16 protein-coding genes are annotated in these 17,290 nt (G+C 70.5%); 12 read left to right on the plus strand and 4 right to left on the minus strand.

Going from position 1 to position 17,290, the window contains the following annotated elements; translation table 11 throughout:
• Positions 1-3 precede the first annotated feature (3 nt).
• The 3 genes from ACWC24_RS25575 to ACWC24_RS25585 all read left to right on the plus strand — a co-directional run bounded on the left by ACWC24_RS25575 (position 4) and on the right by ACWC24_RS25585 (position 3,093).
• Positions 4-1,152 (plus strand): thiolase family protein, encoded by a 1,149-nt coding sequence (locus ACWC24_RS25575; RefSeq protein WP_450665202.1) that lies wholly within the window; start codon positions 4-6, stop codon positions 1,150-1,152.
• Entirely contained in the window at positions 1,149-2,375 is a 1,227-nt protein-coding gene (locus tag ACWC24_RS25580; protein WP_450665203.1) for a CaiB/BaiF CoA transferase family protein, read from the plus strand. Before ACWC24_RS25575 ends, ACWC24_RS25580 begins: the two co-directional genes overlap by 4 nt.
• Before the next feature lie 97 nt (positions 2,376-2,472).
• Positions 2,473-3,093 (plus strand): TetR/AcrR family transcriptional regulator, encoded by a 621-nt coding sequence (locus tag ACWC24_RS25585; RefSeq protein WP_450665204.1) that lies wholly within the window; start codon positions 2,473-2,475, stop codon positions 3,091-3,093.
• A gap of 530 nt (positions 3,094-3,623) precedes the next feature.
• On the opposite strand, the gene ACWC24_RS25590 is transcribed toward ACWC24_RS25585, so the two are convergent.
• Entirely contained in the window at positions 3,624-5,180 is a 1,557-nt protein-coding gene (locus ACWC24_RS25590) for an MFS transporter (protein ID WP_450665205.1), read from the minus strand.
• A gap of 307 nt (positions 5,181-5,487) precedes the next feature.
• On the opposite strand from ACWC24_RS25590, the gene ACWC24_RS25595 reads away from it, so the two are divergent.
• On the plus strand, positions 5,488-6,120 hold the full coding sequence (locus tag ACWC24_RS25595; protein ID WP_450665206.1) for a TetR/AcrR family transcriptional regulator: 633 nt from the start codon (positions 5,488-5,490) through the stop codon (positions 6,118-6,120).
• Between the two features lie 159 nt (positions 6,121-6,279).
• Here ACWC24_RS25595 and ACWC24_RS25600 read toward each other — a convergent pair whose 3' ends face one another.
• Positions 6,280-7,506 (minus strand): NAD(P)/FAD-dependent oxidoreductase, encoded by a 1,227-nt coding sequence (locus ACWC24_RS25600; protein WP_450665207.1) that lies wholly within the window; start codon positions 7,504-7,506, stop codon positions 6,280-6,282.
• A 139-nt stretch (positions 7,507-7,645) separates the two neighbouring features.
• Positions 7,646-9,244 (minus strand): mycofactocin dehydrogenase MftG, encoded by a 1,599-nt coding sequence (mftG, locus tag ACWC24_RS25605; protein ID WP_450665208.1) that lies wholly within the window; start codon positions 9,242-9,244, stop codon positions 7,646-7,648.
• A 153-nt stretch (positions 9,245-9,397) separates the two neighbouring features.
• Between mftG and mftA the strand changes: the two genes are divergently transcribed.
• The 6 genes from mftA to mftF are packed head-to-tail and all read left to right on the plus strand — an operon-like array spanning position 9,398 to position 14,723.
• A complete protein-coding gene (gene mftA, locus ACWC24_RS25610) occupies positions 9,398-9,583 on the plus strand; it encodes a mycofactocin precursor MftA (RefSeq protein ID WP_450665209.1) in 186 nt (61 codons plus the stop codon).
• 14 nt (positions 9,584-9,597) lie between these two features.
• Positions 9,598-9,939: a mycofactocin biosynthesis chaperone MftB gene (gene mftB, locus ACWC24_RS25615; protein WP_450665210.1), complete on the plus strand. Its 342-nt coding sequence runs from the start codon at positions 9,598-9,600 to the stop codon at positions 9,937-9,939.
• Positions 9,936-11,153 (plus strand): mycofactocin radical SAM maturase, encoded by a 1,218-nt coding sequence (gene mftC / locus ACWC24_RS25620; protein ID WP_450665211.1) that lies wholly within the window; start codon positions 9,936-9,938, stop codon positions 11,151-11,153. The genes mftB and mftC overlap by 4 nt, the downstream gene beginning before the upstream one ends.
• Positions 11,154-11,203: 50 nt before the next feature.
• The gene (gene mftD / locus ACWC24_RS25625) at positions 11,204-12,439 is read left to right on the plus strand and encodes a pre-mycofactocin synthase MftD (RefSeq protein WP_450665212.1); all 1,236 of its coding nucleotides are present in this window, start codon (positions 11,204-11,206) and stop codon (positions 12,437-12,439) included.
• A 2-nt stretch (positions 12,440-12,441) separates the two neighbouring features.
• The gene (gene mftE, locus ACWC24_RS25630; protein ID WP_450665213.1) at positions 12,442-13,167 is read left to right on the plus strand and encodes a mycofactocin biosynthesis peptidyl-dipeptidase MftE; all 726 of its coding nucleotides are present in this window, start codon (positions 12,442-12,444) and stop codon (positions 13,165-13,167) included.
• Positions 13,164-14,723 (plus strand): mycofactocin biosynthesis glycosyltransferase MftF, encoded by a 1,560-nt coding sequence (gene mftF, locus ACWC24_RS25635; protein ID WP_450665214.1) that lies wholly within the window; start codon positions 13,164-13,166, stop codon positions 14,721-14,723. The genes mftE and mftF overlap by 4 nt, the downstream gene beginning before the upstream one ends.
• On the opposite strand, the gene mftR is transcribed toward mftF, so the two are convergent.
• Complete coding sequence (gene mftR / locus ACWC24_RS25640) at positions 14,639-15,247, minus strand: mycofactocin system transcriptional regulator (protein WP_450665215.1); 609 nt, start codon at positions 15,245-15,247, stop codon at positions 14,639-14,641. The two genes, mftF and mftR, sit on opposite strands and share 85 nt — an antisense overlap.
• Before the next feature lie 358 nt (positions 15,248-15,605).
• Here mftR and fdxA point away from each other — a divergent pair, with 358 nt between their 5' ends.
• Complete coding sequence (fdxA, locus tag ACWC24_RS25645; protein ID WP_450665216.1) at positions 15,606-15,926, plus strand: ferredoxin; 321 nt, start codon at positions 15,606-15,608, stop codon at positions 15,924-15,926.
• A 189-nt stretch (positions 15,927-16,115) separates the two neighbouring features.
• The gene (locus ACWC24_RS25650) at positions 16,116-17,288 is read left to right on the plus strand and encodes a cytochrome P450 (protein WP_450665217.1); all 1,173 of its coding nucleotides are present in this window, start codon (positions 16,116-16,118) and stop codon (positions 17,286-17,288) included.
• Positions 17,289-17,290 lie beyond the last annotated feature (2 nt).

A 17,290-nucleotide genomic window follows, 5' to 3' on the forward strand; every position in this document is an offset into this window, starting at 1 on the left:
TTCATGAGTGAGAACGTGTTCGTCGTCTCGGCGGCGATGATCCCCTTCGGCAAGCACCGCACCTCGTCCTACGTCGGACTGGCCGTGTCCCCCCTCGTCGACGCGCTGCGGACGGCCGGCATCGACAAGAAGGACGTGGACGCCGTCTACGTCGGCCACTCCTACGGCGGCATGATGACCGGTCAGCGGATCACCAAGGAGATCGGCCTCGGCACCATCCCGACCGTGAACGTCGACAACGCCTGCTCCAGTGGCGCGACGGCCGTGCACGAGGCGGCCACCGCCATCGCGCAGGGCCTGATCGACGTGGCCGTGGTCATCGGCGTCGAGAAGCTGACCCAGTTCGGCGGCGGAACGCTTCCGCTGTCGCCTGAGGACCGCGAGGTCAAGCAGGGCCTGGTCATGCCGGCCGTCTACGCCATGCGGGCGACGCGCTACCTGCACGAGAACGACGCCACCGCCGAGGACCTGGCGCGGGTCAGCGTCAAGGCCCGCAAGCACGGCGCGCTGAACCCGTTCGCGCAGTTCCGCAAGGAGGTGACGGTCGAGGAGGTACTGGCCGCACGTCCGGTCGCCGATCCGCTGACGCTGCTCATGTGCTGCCCCACGGGTGACGGCGCGGCCGTCATCGTGCTGGCCTCCGAGCGGGCCCGTGAGCGCCTGGGCACCCCGAACGGGATGCGCGTGGCGGCCTCCGTCCTGCACTCCGGCCAGGTGGCCGAGGGATACCGGGACATGACGAAGCCGGAGATCTCGTACGAGTCCGCGCGCGACGCGTACGACCAGGCCGGCATCGGCCCCGAGGACCTGGACATGATCGAGCTGCACGACGCGTTCTCGATCGCCGAACTCGTCTACTACGAGGCCTTCGGCCTCACCGAGAAGTACAGCGCGGCAGCGCTTCTGCGGGACGGCCGGACCACCTTCGGCGGCGACGTCGTGGTCAATCCGAGCGGCGGCCTGCTGGCCAAGGGCCACCCGGTCGGCGCCAGCGGCGTCGCCCAGATCGCCGAGGCTTTCTGGCAGCTCACCGGCACCGCCGGCGCACGCCAGATCGACGACGCCCGCTGGGCCCTGACCCACGTGACCGGCGGCGGCACCGCAGGACTGGACCACGGTGCCTGCACGATCCACATCTTCGAGGCGGCATGACGAACATCGAACGTCCGCCCCTGGAGGGCCTGCGGGTCATCGACCTGACGACCTTCCTGTCCGGGCCCTCGGCGACACAACTCCTCGGCGACCTCGGCGCGGACATCGTCAAGATCGAGGCACTGCAGGGCGACTCGAGCCGCGCGATCGTCGGACCCGAACTCGACGGCGACTGCGCCTACTACCTCGCCAACAACCGCAACAAGCGCAGCATCGCGCTCGATCTCAAGTCCCCCCGGGGGCGCGAGGTGCTCATGCGTCTGGTGGCCGGCGCGGACGTGGTCATCGAGAACTTCCGGCCGGGCGTCACGGCCAGACTGGGCATCGCCCCCGAGGAGGTGCTCGCCGAACACCCCTCCCTGGTGTGGGCGTCCATCAGCGGATTCGGCCAGGAAGGGCCGATGCGGGACCGGCCAGCGTATGACATGGTCGTCCAGGCGCTCAGCGGCGTGATGAGCATCAACGGCCATCCCGGCGCCCCGTCCGCGAGGCTCGGGATTCCCGCCGGTGACGTGGTGGCCGGGCTGTTCGCCGTGATCGGTCTTCTCGCCGCGCTGCAGGCCCGCCAGGAGACAGGGCGAGGGCGCATCGTGGACGTGTCGATGCTCCGTGGGCAGCTGGCCATGCTGTCCTACCAGGCGCTCTACACCTATCTGCGGGACGAGTCGCCCGGCCCGCAGGGGGCCGGCCACGATTCCATCGCCACTTACCGCTCGTTCCGTGGTGGGGACGGCCGCGAGCTGGTGGTCACGGCGAACACGCCGCGCATGTGGGAGGGCCTGTGCAAGGTGCTCGGGCTCGAGGAGCTGATCGGTGACGAGCGCTTCGTCGACGCGGCCGCCCGGCTGCGGAACAAGGAGTCGCTGTGGGCGGCGCTGGAGGCCCGGTTCGCGACGCGCCCGGCCGCCGAGTGGGTCGATCTCCTCGCGGCGGCGTCGGTGCCCGTCGCCTCGGTGAAGAACGTCCTCGAGGCACTCGCCGATGCGCGGGAGGCCGGTGACGGCAGCCTCGTGGAGGTCAAGAACGGCACCGTGTCCTTCGAGAACGTCGCCGCGCCGATCCGTTTCGTGGACACCGCCGAGGTCGAATCCGTCTATCCGCCGGCCCTCGGCGAGAACGTCTTCGACATCCTCGTCGGCGAGCTGGGCATGCCGCAGTCCGAGGTGGAGGCACTGATCGCTGACGGCGTCCTGCACGCGCCTCTGGGCGAGCGGGTCGCGTGAGCCCGGTCGGGCGGTGCCTCCCGAACCGCACCCGGCCCTCATGGAGGGCCGGTCGGGGGGCACCGCCCGGCCGTCAGCGGCGGCAAGGAGCACGAGGATGAGTGCCACCAGCAGCAAGGACACCTCGCTGCAGCGCCGAAGTGACACCCGCAGGCGGATTCAGGAAGTGGCGCTCGACCTCTTCTCCGAGCAGGGCTACGAGAAAACTTCACTGCGCGAGATCGCCGAACGTCTCGACGTCACGAAGGCGGCCCTCTACTACCACTTCCGGACGAAGGAAGACATCGTCGTCAGCCTGTTCGAGGATCTGACGAAGCCGGTCGAGGACCTGATCGAGTGGGGCAGGCGGCAGGAGCCCACCCTCGAGACCAAGCAAGAGGTAGTACGGCGCTACAACCGGTCGCTCCTCGACGCGGCGCCGCTGTTCCGCTTCGTGCAGGCGAACCAGGCGACCGTGCGCGAGCTTTCCATCGGCGCACCCTGGAAAGGGTGCCTGACCGGGTTGCATAGCATCCTGGCTGACCCCGAGACGGATCTGCTCGACCAGGCCCGCTCCCTCAGTGCGATCCTCACGCTGCATGCGGGGGCGTTCGCCCTGCACGATCTGGAAGGCGATCCGGAGGCAAAGCGTGAGGCCGCGCTCGAAGTTGCCCTGGATCTGGTCGAGCAAGCACACAACCGTGTTCGCTCGCGACCTACCATCTCCGGTGAGCAGTGACGCCTCGCTGGAAAGATGTCTTGGGCCAGCCTGAAGTGGCCTCCGGCACCTCCAGCGAGACTTGTCCTGCCCACGATGGGGGCCACGGGCCTCGACGCCGTCATACCGGTGGTGGTCACCCGCGAGGACGTGACCCGCGGCAAGCCTTCCCCCGAACTCTTCCTGGCCGCCGCCTGGAGGTGCCCGCCACGGAGTGCCTCGTCCTCGACTACAGCGACGAAGCCCTCGAAGCGGCGCACAGGGCCGGGGTGCCGATCGTCAACGTCCGCGGTCGATGACCGGCCCCGACGGCCGCCGACGACCGCGCAGGAACGGGCGGTTGATCGTCACGTCGTCCCGACAGCCCGTCCCGCTCCCCGACATCGTCGCCGGGCTCGCCGCGGGCGGCCGACTCGGGCCGTCCGGCGCAACGAGCTCGGCGGGCCGACGTTCCGGCTCCGCCACCTCGGCGGCGCGGGGCGCGCGCTCGACCTGCTCGCCGCTGTGAGCCGACACCCCGGGGTGTCGGCTCACGTCATGGTTCGGTCGGATCACCCGTAGGTGCGGGCCAGCGGCTCGTCCTCCGGTACGGCCACATCGAGGGCCGCCGTCCCGCCCGCGGGCGGCGAGCGGCGCGCGGGTGCCATAAGCACGGTGACCGCGACCGCTGCCAGCGCGGCGGCCGTGGCTCCGCCGAGGAACGCGACGTGCATGCCGTCGATGAACGCGCCGCGGGCCTGTTGCGCGACCGGACCACCGATGGCGTGCGCGGCGGCCAGCGAGGAACGGGCCGCGTCCGTGACGGGGCCGGGGGCGCTGTCGAGGTGCAGGTGGCTGCGGTAGGAGGCGCTGAGCAAGCTGCCCAGGACGGCGATGCCCAGGGCCCCTCCTAGTTCGCGGGACAGGTCGTTCATCGCGGACCCGACGCTCTGCAAAGACCGCGGCAGGGCGTCGGTGATGGCGGTCGTCGCGGGCGTCATGGCCAGCCCCATGCCCGCACCGAGCAGGAGCAGCCCGCAAGCGATCAGCCCGTACGAAGTGTCCGCCGTCACCTGACACAGGACCGTCATGGCCCCGGCGACGGCCACCAGACCCAGAGCCCAGGGAGCCCGGGGGCCGAACCTCGACACCAGACGCGGCGAGAGCCGTGAGGCCGGCACCAAGGCGAAGGTCATCGGCGCCATCGACGCGGCCGCCACCAACCCGCTGTCACCGCGCACCAGTTGCAGGTACTGCATGGTCACGAAGATGAAGCCGAAGAACACGAAGAACTGGAGTGTGATCGACAGCGAGCCGGCCGTGAAGTGCCGGTTACGGAAAAGGCGCGGGTCCAGCAGGGGGCTGGGCCGGCGCAGCTCGTAGAACACGAACCCGGCCAGCACCAGCACGCCGACGGCGATTCCGGCCAGTGTGACGGGGTCGCCCCAGCCGCGCGTCGGCGCCTCGATGACGGAGTACACGAGCGCGACCAGTCCGATGACGGCCAGCAGCGCGCCGCCGACATCCAGCTTCGGACGGTCCGCCTCGGCCGACTCCGGCACGAACACCAAGGTGCCGACGAACGCCACGGCGGCCAGCGCCACGTTCAGCCAGAACGCCGACCGCCACGACCACTGCTCCAGCAGGAGTCCGGTGGCGAACACGCCGACCAGCGCCGAGGCACCGGCCACGGCCGCCCACACGCTCACCGCACGCGCCCGCTGGGCCTGCGGGAAGGTGCTGGTGATGGTGGACAACGTGGCGGGCATGACCAGTGCGGCCCCCAGACCCAGCACGCCGCGCAGGGCGATCAGTGACGCCGGGCTGGTGGTGGCCACCGCGGCGGCGGATCCGACGCCGAAGACGGCGAGCCCGGCCAGCAGCGCCCTGCGTCGGCCGATCCGGTCGCCGAGCGCTCCCGCGGGCAGCAGCAGTGAGGCGAACACAAGGCTGTATGCGTCGACGATCCACGACAGATCCGTCTGCGACGCCCGTGTCTCCCGCGCGATGCCGGGGAGGGCCACGTTCAGCGATGCCATGGCGGCGACCACGGCGCCGAGAGCCAGGCAGGTGACTGCCAGGACGAGGCCGTGCCGTACGACCGGCGGGGCGGCGGTGGGCGAGTCCATTTGTTCCTTCTCTCCTCGGCCCGGGACTGTCGCCCCCGGGCGGCCAGGGCAAGACTCGCTTCAGCAGGACTCCGAGAGCCACTCTGATGAAATAGGGAAGTGACGGCGAGCCACTTCGGCCGCAGGTCGTAGAAGGATCAGTAAGGGCCCTATGAACTGGGCTTATGTAGGTCTCCAGGAGCCCGCGCGGTCTCGGGCCACGGTCGCGTTCCGAGGTATCGGTGCCATGTCGGCGCACCGCGATGAATTCGGCCGCACGACGGCCGTCAAGGGAGCGGACCCGTCGTGGCCGGTTAGCATCGGGATCGTGACGAGCGAAGAAGCAGTCCGGCGCGGGCGCAGGCCGGGACGGCCCGACACCCGTCGCGCGATCCTGGACGTGGCACGTCGGCGCTTCCTCGAGGACGGCTACCGCTCGGTGACCCTGCGGTCCATCGCCGCCGAGGCCGACGTCGACCTGGCGCTGCTCAGTTACTACTTCGGTTCGAAGAAGGGCCTGTTCGGGGCCGCCCTGGCGCTGTCCGCGAATCCGGCCGAACTGCTCGCCCGGCAGATCGAGGAGAACGACCTCGACTCGTTCCCCGAACGCGCCCTCGGACAGCTGATGACGGCGTGGGAGGCTCCGCAGTCCGGTGCCGCCCTCATCGGGATGTTCCAGAGCGCTGTGACGGACCACTCGGTGGGCGGGCTGGTCAAGGAGGCGCTGGAGGGCGAGATCGTCAACCGGCTCGCCGACCTGTCGGGCGGAATCAACGCCCACCGGCGTGCAGCGGCGTTCTCCTGCGTGCTGGCGGGACTGATCACCACCCGCTACGTACTCCGGCTGGAGCCGCTCTGCTCCATGAGCCGACCCGAGGTGGTCCGGCTGTTCGTCCCCCAGCTCCGCCTCGCCCTGGGCCTGCCGTTGCGGCGTACGTCGTCGCGGTCCACGGCCCGGTGACCACCACCGCCGGTTGCACGATCCTTTTCGCGCGGCCCCGCACGATGCGCTGCCGAGGCGGTCGCTGTGACGTCAGAAGCCGCGGCAGTCGCCGTGACGGCACAAAAGGACGCCGGACCCTCGGGGGTCCGGCGTCCCGGTGTGTTTGACGGCTGTCGGTCAGGGCAGCCGGCCCACCGCGGCGACAGCCTCTTCGCCCGAGGCGCCTGAGGCGCTGAGCCGACGTACCTGATTGAGGGCCCGCACCCAGTTCACCGTGACGGCTCCGCACAGCGCGCCGTCGACATCCGTGTGGACCACCGCCGCACGCCCGTCGCCTTGGAGGTCGCCGATGAGGTGGGAGCGGCCCAGCGGGTCGCGCCAGCCGAAGGCGTTCACCTTCCAGTCGTACTGGTCGGACCAGACGTAGTCCGTGGACGTGTATGCCTCGGCCGTCCCCCCGGTGATGGCGGAGGCGACGTAGCGTGCCTGGTCACCGGCGTTGGTCCAGTGCTCGGCGCGGACCGCGGAGCCCTTGCCGGGATGAGGCCAGCGCGCGACGTCTCCCACGGCGAACACGTTTTCGTACCCCACCGCCCTCAGGAAGCCGTCGGTCACCACTCCGTTGTCGAGCAGGAGACCGGAGGAGACGAGCCAGTCCGTCGCCGGGACGGAGCCGATCCCGACCACGACGGTGGCCGCCTGGAGCCGTCCGCCGTCGTCGAGTTCGACCGTGAGGTCTCCGGCCTCGCCCTCGATGCCCACCACACCGGTGCCGAAGCGCGTCTTCACGCCGTTGCGCAGATGCAGGTCCACAAGGCTGCCCGCGATCTCGGGTCCGACAAGCCTGGTCATCGGCTCCGGCAGCGGGTCCACCACCGTGACCTCGCAGCCCCGGGCGCGTGCCGCCGCGGCGATCTCGGTACCGATGAAGCCCCCGCCCACCACGACGATCGGCCGGCCGAGTGCCAGCTGTTCGGAGATGGCGCGGGCGTCCTGCAGCGTCCTGAGCTGCAGGACACCCGACTTCGGCTGCCACGGTGAGGGCCGCGCGGCGGCTCCGGTAGCGATCACGAGTACGTCGTACCCCACGCTTGTGCCGTCGGCGAGCCGGAGCACTCCGGCGGGCGCGTCGAGCGCGATCGCCGCGCAACCGAGGCGCAGCTGGATGTCGAGCTCGTCCAGCTCGGCCTTCCCGGCCAGCCGGATCTCGTCCACCGAGGACTCGGACCACTCCTGCAGAAGAAGCTGCTTGGACAGCGGCGGCCGGTCGTAGGGGAGCTCGTCCTCGGCGCCTATGAGGGTGATGGGGCCGGTATGGCCGAGCGCCCTCAGGTTCTGCGCGGTTCGTGTTCCGGCGAGCGAGGCGCCGACTATGACGACATGGCGGGCCACGGCTTCGACCATCGTCCAGGTCCTTGTCTGTCGGGGGAGATGGGTGAGATGTCAGCGTCGCGGACTGTCGAGTCTCGACCGGCCTGCACTGAAGAGAACAGGCAACCCATTCAACGCAACACCTCTATCCTGGGCCTCCCTCCGCGGGGTGTCAATGGCGCTCGGCGGAGGGACCTCGGCGGAACGCGTCGGCGACGACCTCTCCCACCAGCACGGCCGTGGCAGCGGGTCCGCGCTGCGGCGCGTCGGGGAGGATCGAGGTGTCGGCCACGGTCAGCCCCGGCACCCCGTGCACCCGGCCGAACTGGTCCACGACCGCGTCCGGGCTGCCCTCGGGTCCCATCGGAACCGTGCCGCAGGTGTGCTGGGAGGTTCCGAGCCTGGCTCCGATCCAGTCGTCGAGTACGTCGTCGTCGTCCAGTACCTCCGGCTTGACGGCAGCACCCTTACCCCCGTCATCGGCGAAGGCGGACCCGGCAAGCAGCTCGGCCGCGGCCCGTACGGCGGCACGCAGTCGGCCACGGTCGGACTGGGTTGCGAGGTAGTTGTACTCGACGAGGGGCGGCACCACCGGGTCGGCAGACCGCAGGCGCAGCCTGCCCGTCGGGCGGGGGGCGAGCGTCGAGACCAGGAACGCCATAGGAGCCCCTGGGGCCGTGGTGCGTCCCCGCATGAGCGCGGACAGGGGCACCAGGGACTGGAGGATCTCCGCCTGCCCCAGGCCGTTCTCCAGTTCCAGGTGGAGGCAGGCCCCCATCCAGTTCTCGTCCGGTGCGCCCCAGGCGTCCTGAGTACCGCACTCCAGCGTGACCTGCGGGTGATCGCTGAAGCGGGCGCCGACAGCCGGGGCATCGCGCACCACAGGGATGCCGAGGCGCTCCAGGTCGGCGCCGGGGCCGATGCCGGAGAGCTGGAGCAGCCGCGCCGAGGCCAGTGCGCCGGCGCTGACCACGACCGAGTCGGCCTCGACCATCAGGCGGCTGCCCCGGTACTCCGCCACCACGCCCTTCGCCCTCCCCTGCGAGAAGAGGATCCGTTGGACGGGGCATTCGCCGAGGACACGGAGGTTGGGGCGGGCCAGCACCTGGTCGGTGAGGTAGCTCAGGGCCGTGTTCCGACGGATGCCGGCCACCGAGTTCGAGGGGACGGAGCCGACCCCGGGTGGGGCTTGGTCGTTCTTGTCGGGCTCGAAGGAGTACCCGAGGGCGAGCGCGGCGTCGGTGAAGGCCGTCTCGGCCGGGTGAGCCGATCGGCCGCGGCTCACCCGAACGGGTCCGTGGGCGCCATGGATGTCGCTCTCGCCGAAGTCCAGGTCGGTCTCGAGCGCCTTCAGATGCGGCAGCACGCGCCCCCATGCCCACGCAGGGTTCCCGGCCGCCGCCCAGCGGTCGAAGTCCTGGCGGCGGGCCCGGACGAAGTAGCCGCCGTTGACCGTGGTCGAGCCGCCCGAGACCCGGCCGCGCGGCACCTCCCAGGGACGGTCGGGCGCGAGCAGCACCGGCCAGAGGCCGACCGCGGGATGACCGCGCTGGGCACCGGGCACCAAGCGGGCGTCGAGCAGTGCGGGTCCGAAGTCGCCGGGGGTCGTGTAGGCCGACCCCGCCTCCAGGAGCAGCACCTCGCGGCGGGGATCCTCACTGAGTCTCGCCGCGAGGACGGCACCCGCGGCACCCGCGCCGATGACGACGACATCGCAAGCAGTCATGTCGAACGCGGCAGTGATGGGCGAACTGATGTGTTGGGGGTCCATGTCTTCGGCATCAAAGGTCCCCGGCGGCCGGTGCGCAAGTGTTCACCGCGAAGGTCGCGAAGATCACTGCAAATTGAGGTCTAGATTTTTGGCACCTGATGCCAATACTGTGAGCGCACGCTAGAGCGCTGGTGCTCAAGGGGCTTCCGCCTCGTGGCGGACGCTCCGGGCTCCGGCCCGGACGACTGGAGATTCATCGTGGACCAGACCGCGACCACGCCCGCAGACCTCCGCACCCAGACCGCCGGCCTGTCCGCCGCGGACCCGGTGGACGAGCTGATCGAGGCCGACGACCTTGTCGAGGAGGTCTCGATCGACGGCATGTGCGGCGTCTACTAACCGGGAAGACACTTATGCCCACTTCGCAGCACGAGCCGTCGGCGGCGACGCCGACGGCTCCGGCCCCGCCCACCGCACACGGGCTGGACCTGGACTCCGCCTGGACGCTGCACCCCCAGGTGTCCGTGCGCCCCGAGCCCTTCGGAGCACTGCTCTACCACTTCGGGACACGGCAGCTCAGCTTCCTCAAGGAACGGCGGCTGCTGGAGGTGGTCCAGGCGCTGGAAAGCTCCCCCACCGCTCGCGCGGCATGCACGGCGGCCGGGGTCCCCGACCCACAACTCCCCCGCTACGCGCGGGCACTGGCCTCGCTGGCCCGTTCCGCGATGCTGGTGGAAAGGACCGTGACCCCATGACCTCGCCGACGGCCGCCCCACGACTGACCGACCTGTTCGAGCAGGGACTCGACTCCCCCATCTGCCTGACCTGGGAACTCACCTACGCCTGCAACCTGGCGTGCACCCACTGTCTGTCCAGCTCCGGTCGTCGTGACCCGCGCGAGCTGACCACCGCCGAGGCCAAGGCGGTGATCGACGAGCTGGAGGCCATGCAGGTCTTCTACGTCAACATCGGCGGCGGCGAGCCCACCGTCCGCCCGGACTTCTTCGAGCTCCTGGACTACGCGACCGCCCACCACGTCGGCGTGAAGTTCTCCACCAACGGGGTGCGGATCACCCCCGAGGTGGCCCGCCGACTGGCCGCCAACGACTACGTGGACGTGCAGATCTCCCTCGACGGCGCCACTGCCGAGGTCAACGACGCCGTGCGCGGCAGGGGTTCGTACGACACCGCGGTACGCGCGCTGGCCAACCTCTCCGATGCTGGACTCAAGGGTGCCAAACTCTCCGTGGTCTGCACCCGGCACAACATCCCCCAGCTCGACCGGTTCAAGGAACTGGCCGACCGCTACGGCGCGCAGCTGCGACTGACCAGGCTGCGGCCCTCCGGGCGCGGCGCGGACGTGTGGGACGACCTGCACCCGCTGCCGGAGCAGCAGCGCGAGCTGTACGAGTGGCTGCTCGCCCACGGCGACGAGGTCCTGACCGGCGACTCCTTCTTCCACCTGTCCGCGTACGGCGAGGCCCTGCCCGGCCTGAACCTGTGCGGAGCTGGGCGCGTGGTCTGCCTGATCGACCCGGTCGGCGACGTCTACGCCTGTCCGTTCGCGATCCACGACGAGTTCCTGGCCGGCAATGTGCGCTCCGACGGCGGCTTCGCGCACATCTGGCGCCATTCCGAGCTGTTCCGGGAACTGCGCGAGCCGCAGACCGGCGGGGCGTGCGCCTCGTGCGCCTTCTACGACAGCTGCAAGGGCGGCTGCATGGCCGCGAAGTTCTTCACCGGCCTGCCGCTGGACGGCCCGGACCCCGAGTGCGTCCAGGGCCATGCCGAACCACTGCTGGCCTCCCGCACGGACGTGCCCAAGCCGTCCGGCGACCACAGCCACCGCACCGGCAGGGCGGCCCGGCGGGGCCCCGTCCCGGTCACCCTGGGCAGTCGCCCCACGCCGGCGGCCCCGCCCGTCAGCCCCTGCAACGAATCCCCCGTGGCTGGCCTCCGCCTCGCCTGAACGGCCGTCACCCACACCCTTTTCTCCACACCTTCCAGAGAGCGAAACCCATGAGCAGGAAAGCCTGGTTCGAGACGGTCGCCGAAGCCCAGCGGCGGGCCAAGAAGTACCTTCCGAAGATGGTCTACGGCGCCCTCATCGCCGGTTCCGAGAAGGGCCGGACGATCGAGGACAACCTCGAGGCCTTCACCGAACTCGGCTTCGCGCCCCGCGTGGTCGGCCATCACGCGGAGCGGGACCTGTCCACCACGGTCCTGGGCATGAACGCCGCCTTCCCCGTCATGATCTCCCCGACCGGTGTGCAGGCGGTGCACCCCGACGGGGAGGTCGCCGTGGCCCGCGCGGCCGCCGCGCGGGGCATCCCGATGGGGCTGAGCTCGTTCGCCAGCAAGCCGGTCGAGGAGGTCACCGCGGCCAACCCCGACACCGCCTTCCAGCTCTACTGGTCCGGCACCCGCGAGGTCATGGTCCAGCGCATGGAGCGGGCGAAGGCCGCGGGCTGCAAGGCACTGATCCTCACCCTCGACTGGTCCTTCTCGCACGGCCGCGACTGGGGCAGCCCCTTCATCCCCGACAAGGTCGACCTGCGCACCATGGTCAAGCTCGCCCCGGGGGTGCTGCCGCACCCGAGCTGGCTGTGGACCTTCGCCCGCACCGGCCGCATCCCGGACCTCACCACCCCCAACCTCACGACGCCCGGCGCGCAGGCTCCGACCTTCTTCGGCGCGTACGGTGAGTGGATGCAGACCACCCCTCCGACCTGGGAGGACGTGAGCTGGCTGGTCCGTGAGTGGGACGGGCCGTTCCTCCTCAAGGGCGTCAGCCGGGTGGACGACGCGCGGCGCGCGGTCGACGTCGGCGTGACCGCGATATCCGTCTCCAACCACGGCGGCAACAACCTCGACACCACGCCCGCCACCATTCGCATCCTGCCCTCGGTCGCCGAGGCCGTCGGCCACGAGATCGAGGTGTTGTTGGACGGTGGCGTGCGCCGAGGCAGCGACGTGGCCAAGGCTCTCGCCCTCGGCGCGAAGGCGGTGCTGATCGGGCGTGCCTACCTGTGGGGTCTCGCCGCGAACGGGCAGGCCGGCGTCGAGAACGTGCTCGACGTCCTGCGCGGCGGCCTGGACTCCGCGGTGCTCGGCCTCGGCCACTCCTCGGTCGGCGGTCTCAACCCTGACGACCTGGTCATGCCCGACGGATTCACCCGGGTCCTGGGCGGCGGCACGAAGGTTCCGTCCGCCGCGACGGGCTCTCCTGTGGGTGCGCTCGGCACCGCCGTCTGACCATGGACACGGAACTGGCCCGACGCCCCTGGCCTCGGGTTCCACCGGCAGGGACGACGGTCCTCGTCCCTGTCGGTTCCATCGAGCAGCACGGGCCGCACCTGCCCCTCGACACCGACGCCGCGATCGCCCAGGCCGTGGCCGACCGCGCCGCCGGGCGACTGAACGGTCCGGTGCTGGTGGCTCCGGTGCTCGCCTACGGCAACAGCGGTGAGCACGCCGGGTTTCCCGGCACCGTCTCCATGGGCCACGAGGCGCTGTGCTTCGTCCTGATCGAACTGGTGCGATCGCTCAGTCTGTGGGCCGGGCGCACCGTCTTCGTCAACGGCCACGGCGGCAACATCCGCTCCCTCGACGCGGCGGTCGCGCAGCTGCGCGCCGAGGGGCATGACACCGCGTGGACCGGCTGCGACTTCCCAGGCGGGGACGCGCACGCCGGCCACACGGAGACCTCGGTCATGCTGCATCTCGCCCCCGGGCGCGTCGACATGACCGCGGCCGAAGCCGGCAACACCTCTCCCCTCTCGGAGTTGATGCCGGCCCTGATGGCCGGCGGTGTCCGAGCCCTCGCTCCCAACGGAATCCTCGGCGACCCCACGACGGCGACGGCCGAGGAGGGGTGCCGTCTGCTGGACACCCAGGTGGGGACCGTCGCCCGGCGGATCGCCGCCTTCGCCGCAGATTCCCGCGGCCGGCTCCTCGACCCCGGAAGGGGGACGAAACCATGAGACATCCCTTCTCAGCGCGACGCCCTGAACCGGGTGACGACGACGCGGTGCCCCTTTCCGGCACGAAGCCGCCTCAGGCGCGAGAGGCGCCCCTCCCCGCCGGCTTCCGCATCGAACTGGACCGGCACACCCGGGTCCTGGACGAGGGGCGGACCCTGCTGGGTGGCGCGCCCGTCACCCGGATGCTCCGGCTCACCCCACGCGCTCGGACGCTGCTCGCGCCCGACCGCACCCTGCACGTGCGAAACGCTGCGGGGGCGGCCTTCGCCGACCGCCTTCTGGAGCTCGGCCTGGCTCACCCCATCGTCCTGGCCCTGCCGCTTCCCGAGGATGCAGAGATCACTTACGTGGTCCCGGTGCGGGACCGGCCCTCCCAACTGAACCGGCTGTTGAACAGCATCGCTCCTGGCAGCAATGTCATCGTCGTCGACGACGCCTCGCTCGACCCAGGGTCGGTGGCCGAGGTCGTCGAGCGGCACGGGGCGCGCCTGGTGGAACTGCCGGAGAACGTCGGCCCCGCCGGGGCGCGCAACGCCGGTCTCCGGCTGGTGCGCACACCGTTCGTCGTCTTCGTCGACTCCGACGCAGTCCTCGGCCCCGACACCGTTCCGACCCTGCTGCGGCACTTCACCGACCCCCGGGTCGGCATGGCCGTCCCCCGGGTCACCGGCCTGCGCACTCGTGCCTCCGGCAACTGGATAGGACGGTATGAGGAAGCCCGCTCCTCACTGGACCTCGGCGACCGTCCCGCACTCGTCCGCCCGGGCTCCTACGTCTCCTGGGTTTCCACGACCTGTGTCGTCGCCCGCACCGACGCGCTCGGCGACGGGTTCGACACACGGATGCGGGTCGGGGAGGACGTGGATCTGGGGTGGCGGGTCGTGGCACGGGGCTGGCGGCTGCGGTACGAACCGGCGGCGACGGTGGCCCACGAACACCGCACCGGCTTCACGGCCTGGTTCCGCCGCAAGGCGGAGTACGGCACGGGCGCCCAGCCGCTCGCCGAACGCCATCCGCGGTCGATCGCGCCGGCCGTCCTCGCACCATGGAGCACGGCGGCCGTGCTGGCGCTGCTGGCCCAGCGCCGCTGGTCGGCCCCCGTGGCGGTCGGGCTGTGCGCCGCAACCGCCGTCAGCGTCGGGCGCAAACTGGAGGGGACGGACCGGCCTCTGCGGACCGCGGCCACCCTCACCGGCAACGGCGCGGTCGCCGCGCTCAACCAGACGGGCGCCCTGATCACCCGCCACTGGTGGCCCGCCACGATGGCCCTGTGTCTGGTGTCCCGACGCGCGCGACGCGCGGCGCTGGTGGCCTCGGTGGCGGACGTGGCACTGGAGTACGCGACCGGGCGGACGGCCCTCGATCCCGTCCGTTACACCCTGGCGCGCAGGCTGGACGACATCGCCTACGGGGCCGGGGTCTGGTGGTCGGCGGTGCGCGGCCGTTCGGCCGCCGCGCTGCTGCCGCGCATTCAGAGCCCGTCGGCGAGCCGGCCGAAGGCCTCGTCCAGCAGTTCCGTGAGGTCCGCGTCCTCGTCCCAGAGCCATCGCTCGTAGGCCGCCACGCTCGCGGCCAGGGCGACGTGCCCGGTCAGCACCGGCCCAAAGTCCCTCGGGTCCAGACCGGTGCGGGCCGCGGCGAACTCGGTGACGATGTCTCGCCATGCGCTGTACCGCAGCGTCGAGTCGGCCTGCAGAGCCGGCACGTGCAGAATCAGCTCCATCCGGCGGCGGTGCCACGGCACCGTCTCCGGATCGAAGCGGTTGAACTCGACGATGGCCCCCCGTAGGCCCCGCATCACCGGCACGTCCTCGGGGACGTTAGCGAGAAGCTTCCGCAGCCAGGCCAGGTGACCTTCGAAGTCTCCCCACACCAGGTCGTTCTTGGAGGCGAAGTACCGGAAGAACGTCCGCCGGCCGATGCCGGCCACGGCGGCGATGTCGTCGACCGTGACAGCGTCGAATCCTCGCTCGGCGAACAACTCGAAGCCGATGCGTTCCAGCTCGGGCCGCGAGGTCGCCCGCGGTCTACCCGCCCTGTTGCGACCCTGCCCGAGCAGTCCGGCCCCAGGCCCTTCCACCTGTGCTCCTTCCGTCCCCCGACGGCCGCCCCGCCGCCGCAGACCTCAACATACGCGCTGCGCGACGGCCTGGTCGAAGCCCGTAGAGGGAGAAGTCTCCCCGAAGTTCATGGGGCGCCAGGAACGGAACGGCTGTTCCGCGCCCATGTCCGTCACCAAGAGCTTCGATGTGGCCGAACTTCCATATCCCCCCTGCCCAACCGCTTGACACGCCTTCCAAGGGACACAACACTGACATTCGTTGAATAGATCGCGCGTTCTGATTAATAGAACACCTTGCGCGACTCACCCAGGTAAGTAACCCATCCGCCTTCCTCGGGCTCGCCTTTCACCGCGCCCCGCACCCCAGGGAGAAGAAGTGACCTTCGTCGTAACGCAGGCATGCGTGGACATACAGGACAAGGCATGCACACAGGTCTGCCCGGCCGACTGCATCTACGAGGGCGGCCGGATGATGTACATCAATCCCGACCAATGCATCGACTGCGGTGCCTGTGAGGAGGTCTGCCCGACGTCTGCGATCCGCTACGACGGGGACCTCATGGGCTCCGACGTGCAGTTCATCGACATCAACGCGGAGTTCTTCGAGGACATGGACGCCCCCAAGGGCGCCCGGAAGCTCGGAAAGATCGACCGGGACGTCCCCTACGTGGCCGCGCTGCCGCGCGCGAAGGACTGACCCGACCAGAAAACGGGCCGCCGACACCAGTTCGGGGCCGAACCCCCCCGGATCCGCCTCCCCCTGACGCGCCCCGCGATGCGACGAGCACCAGAGCCACGCGGCAGCGGGAGAGGCCCCGCCGAGCCCCCCGCTCGCCCCAGACGGAAGACGACCGTCGCCCGCGCGATCCCTATGCAGGAGTACACGATGGCAACGACGCCCACGATCTCGCTCGAACGCAAAGACCCGTACAACCCGCCGAAAAGCCACGTCGCGCTTCAGCGGGAAGCGCCGACCAGCTGGGTGGAGCTGCCCGACGGCCGGCAGCTGTGGGTCCTGACCCGGCACGAGGACGTCCGGGCCATGCTCGGCGACGCCCGCTTCAGTTCGGACCGGAGCGATCCGCGCCATCCCAGCCACACACCGTACATGGGCGCCGACCACCGTCCCGGCCTGATCGAGATGGACCCGCCGAACCACACCAAGCTGCGGCGTTCGGTGGTCGGGGAGTTCACCGTCCAGCGCCTTGCGGCCTGGCGCCCTCGCATCCAGGAAATCGTGGACGAGGCCATCGACGCCATGCTCGCCGGGCCGGCCGAGACCGACCTCGTCGAGGCGCTCTCCCTCCCGGTGCCGTCGAAGGTCATCTCGGAACTTCTCGGCGTGCCCTACGCCGACCACGACTTCTTCCAGGAGAACAGCGCGGACTTCTCCCGCGCCGACACGACCCAGGAGGAGAAGGGCGCGGCGGTCGGCAGGCTCAAGGCCTACATCTCCGATCTCGTCGACAAGAAGATCGCCTCCCCCACGGACGACCTCCTGGGACGCCAGCTGGCCGCGGGGGCCGACCCGGCCGACGTGAAGTCGATGGGCTTCCTGCTGCTCATCGCCGGGCACGAGACCACCGCCAACATGATCTCCCTGTCCGTGGCGACCCTGCTCGACGAGCGGGAGCACCTGGCCGCGCTGCGTGACGACCCGGACATCACCGTGGGCGCCGTGGAGGAACTGCTGCGCTACTTCACCATCGCCGAGGTCGGCGCCGCTCGTCTGGCGACCGAGGACGTGGAGATCGGCGGAGTCACCATTCGCGCCGGACAGGGCGTCCTCGGCCTGACGAACACGGCCAACCGGGACGCCACGGTGTTCCCCGAGCCGGACGAGCTCGACTTCACCCGGATGGCCCGCAACCACCTGGCCTTCGGCTTCGGACCGCACCAGTGCCTCGGGCAGAACCTCGCCCGCCTCGAACTCGAGATCGTGCTGGCCACGCTGATTCGCCGAGTGCCGACCCTGCGGCTCGCCGGCCCCTTCAACGAGATCTCGTTCAAGGAACAGGGACCCAACTATGGCGTCTTCGAGATGAAGGTGGCGTGGTGACC

Source organism: Streptomyces sp. NPDC001443 (genome assembly GCF_053597355.1).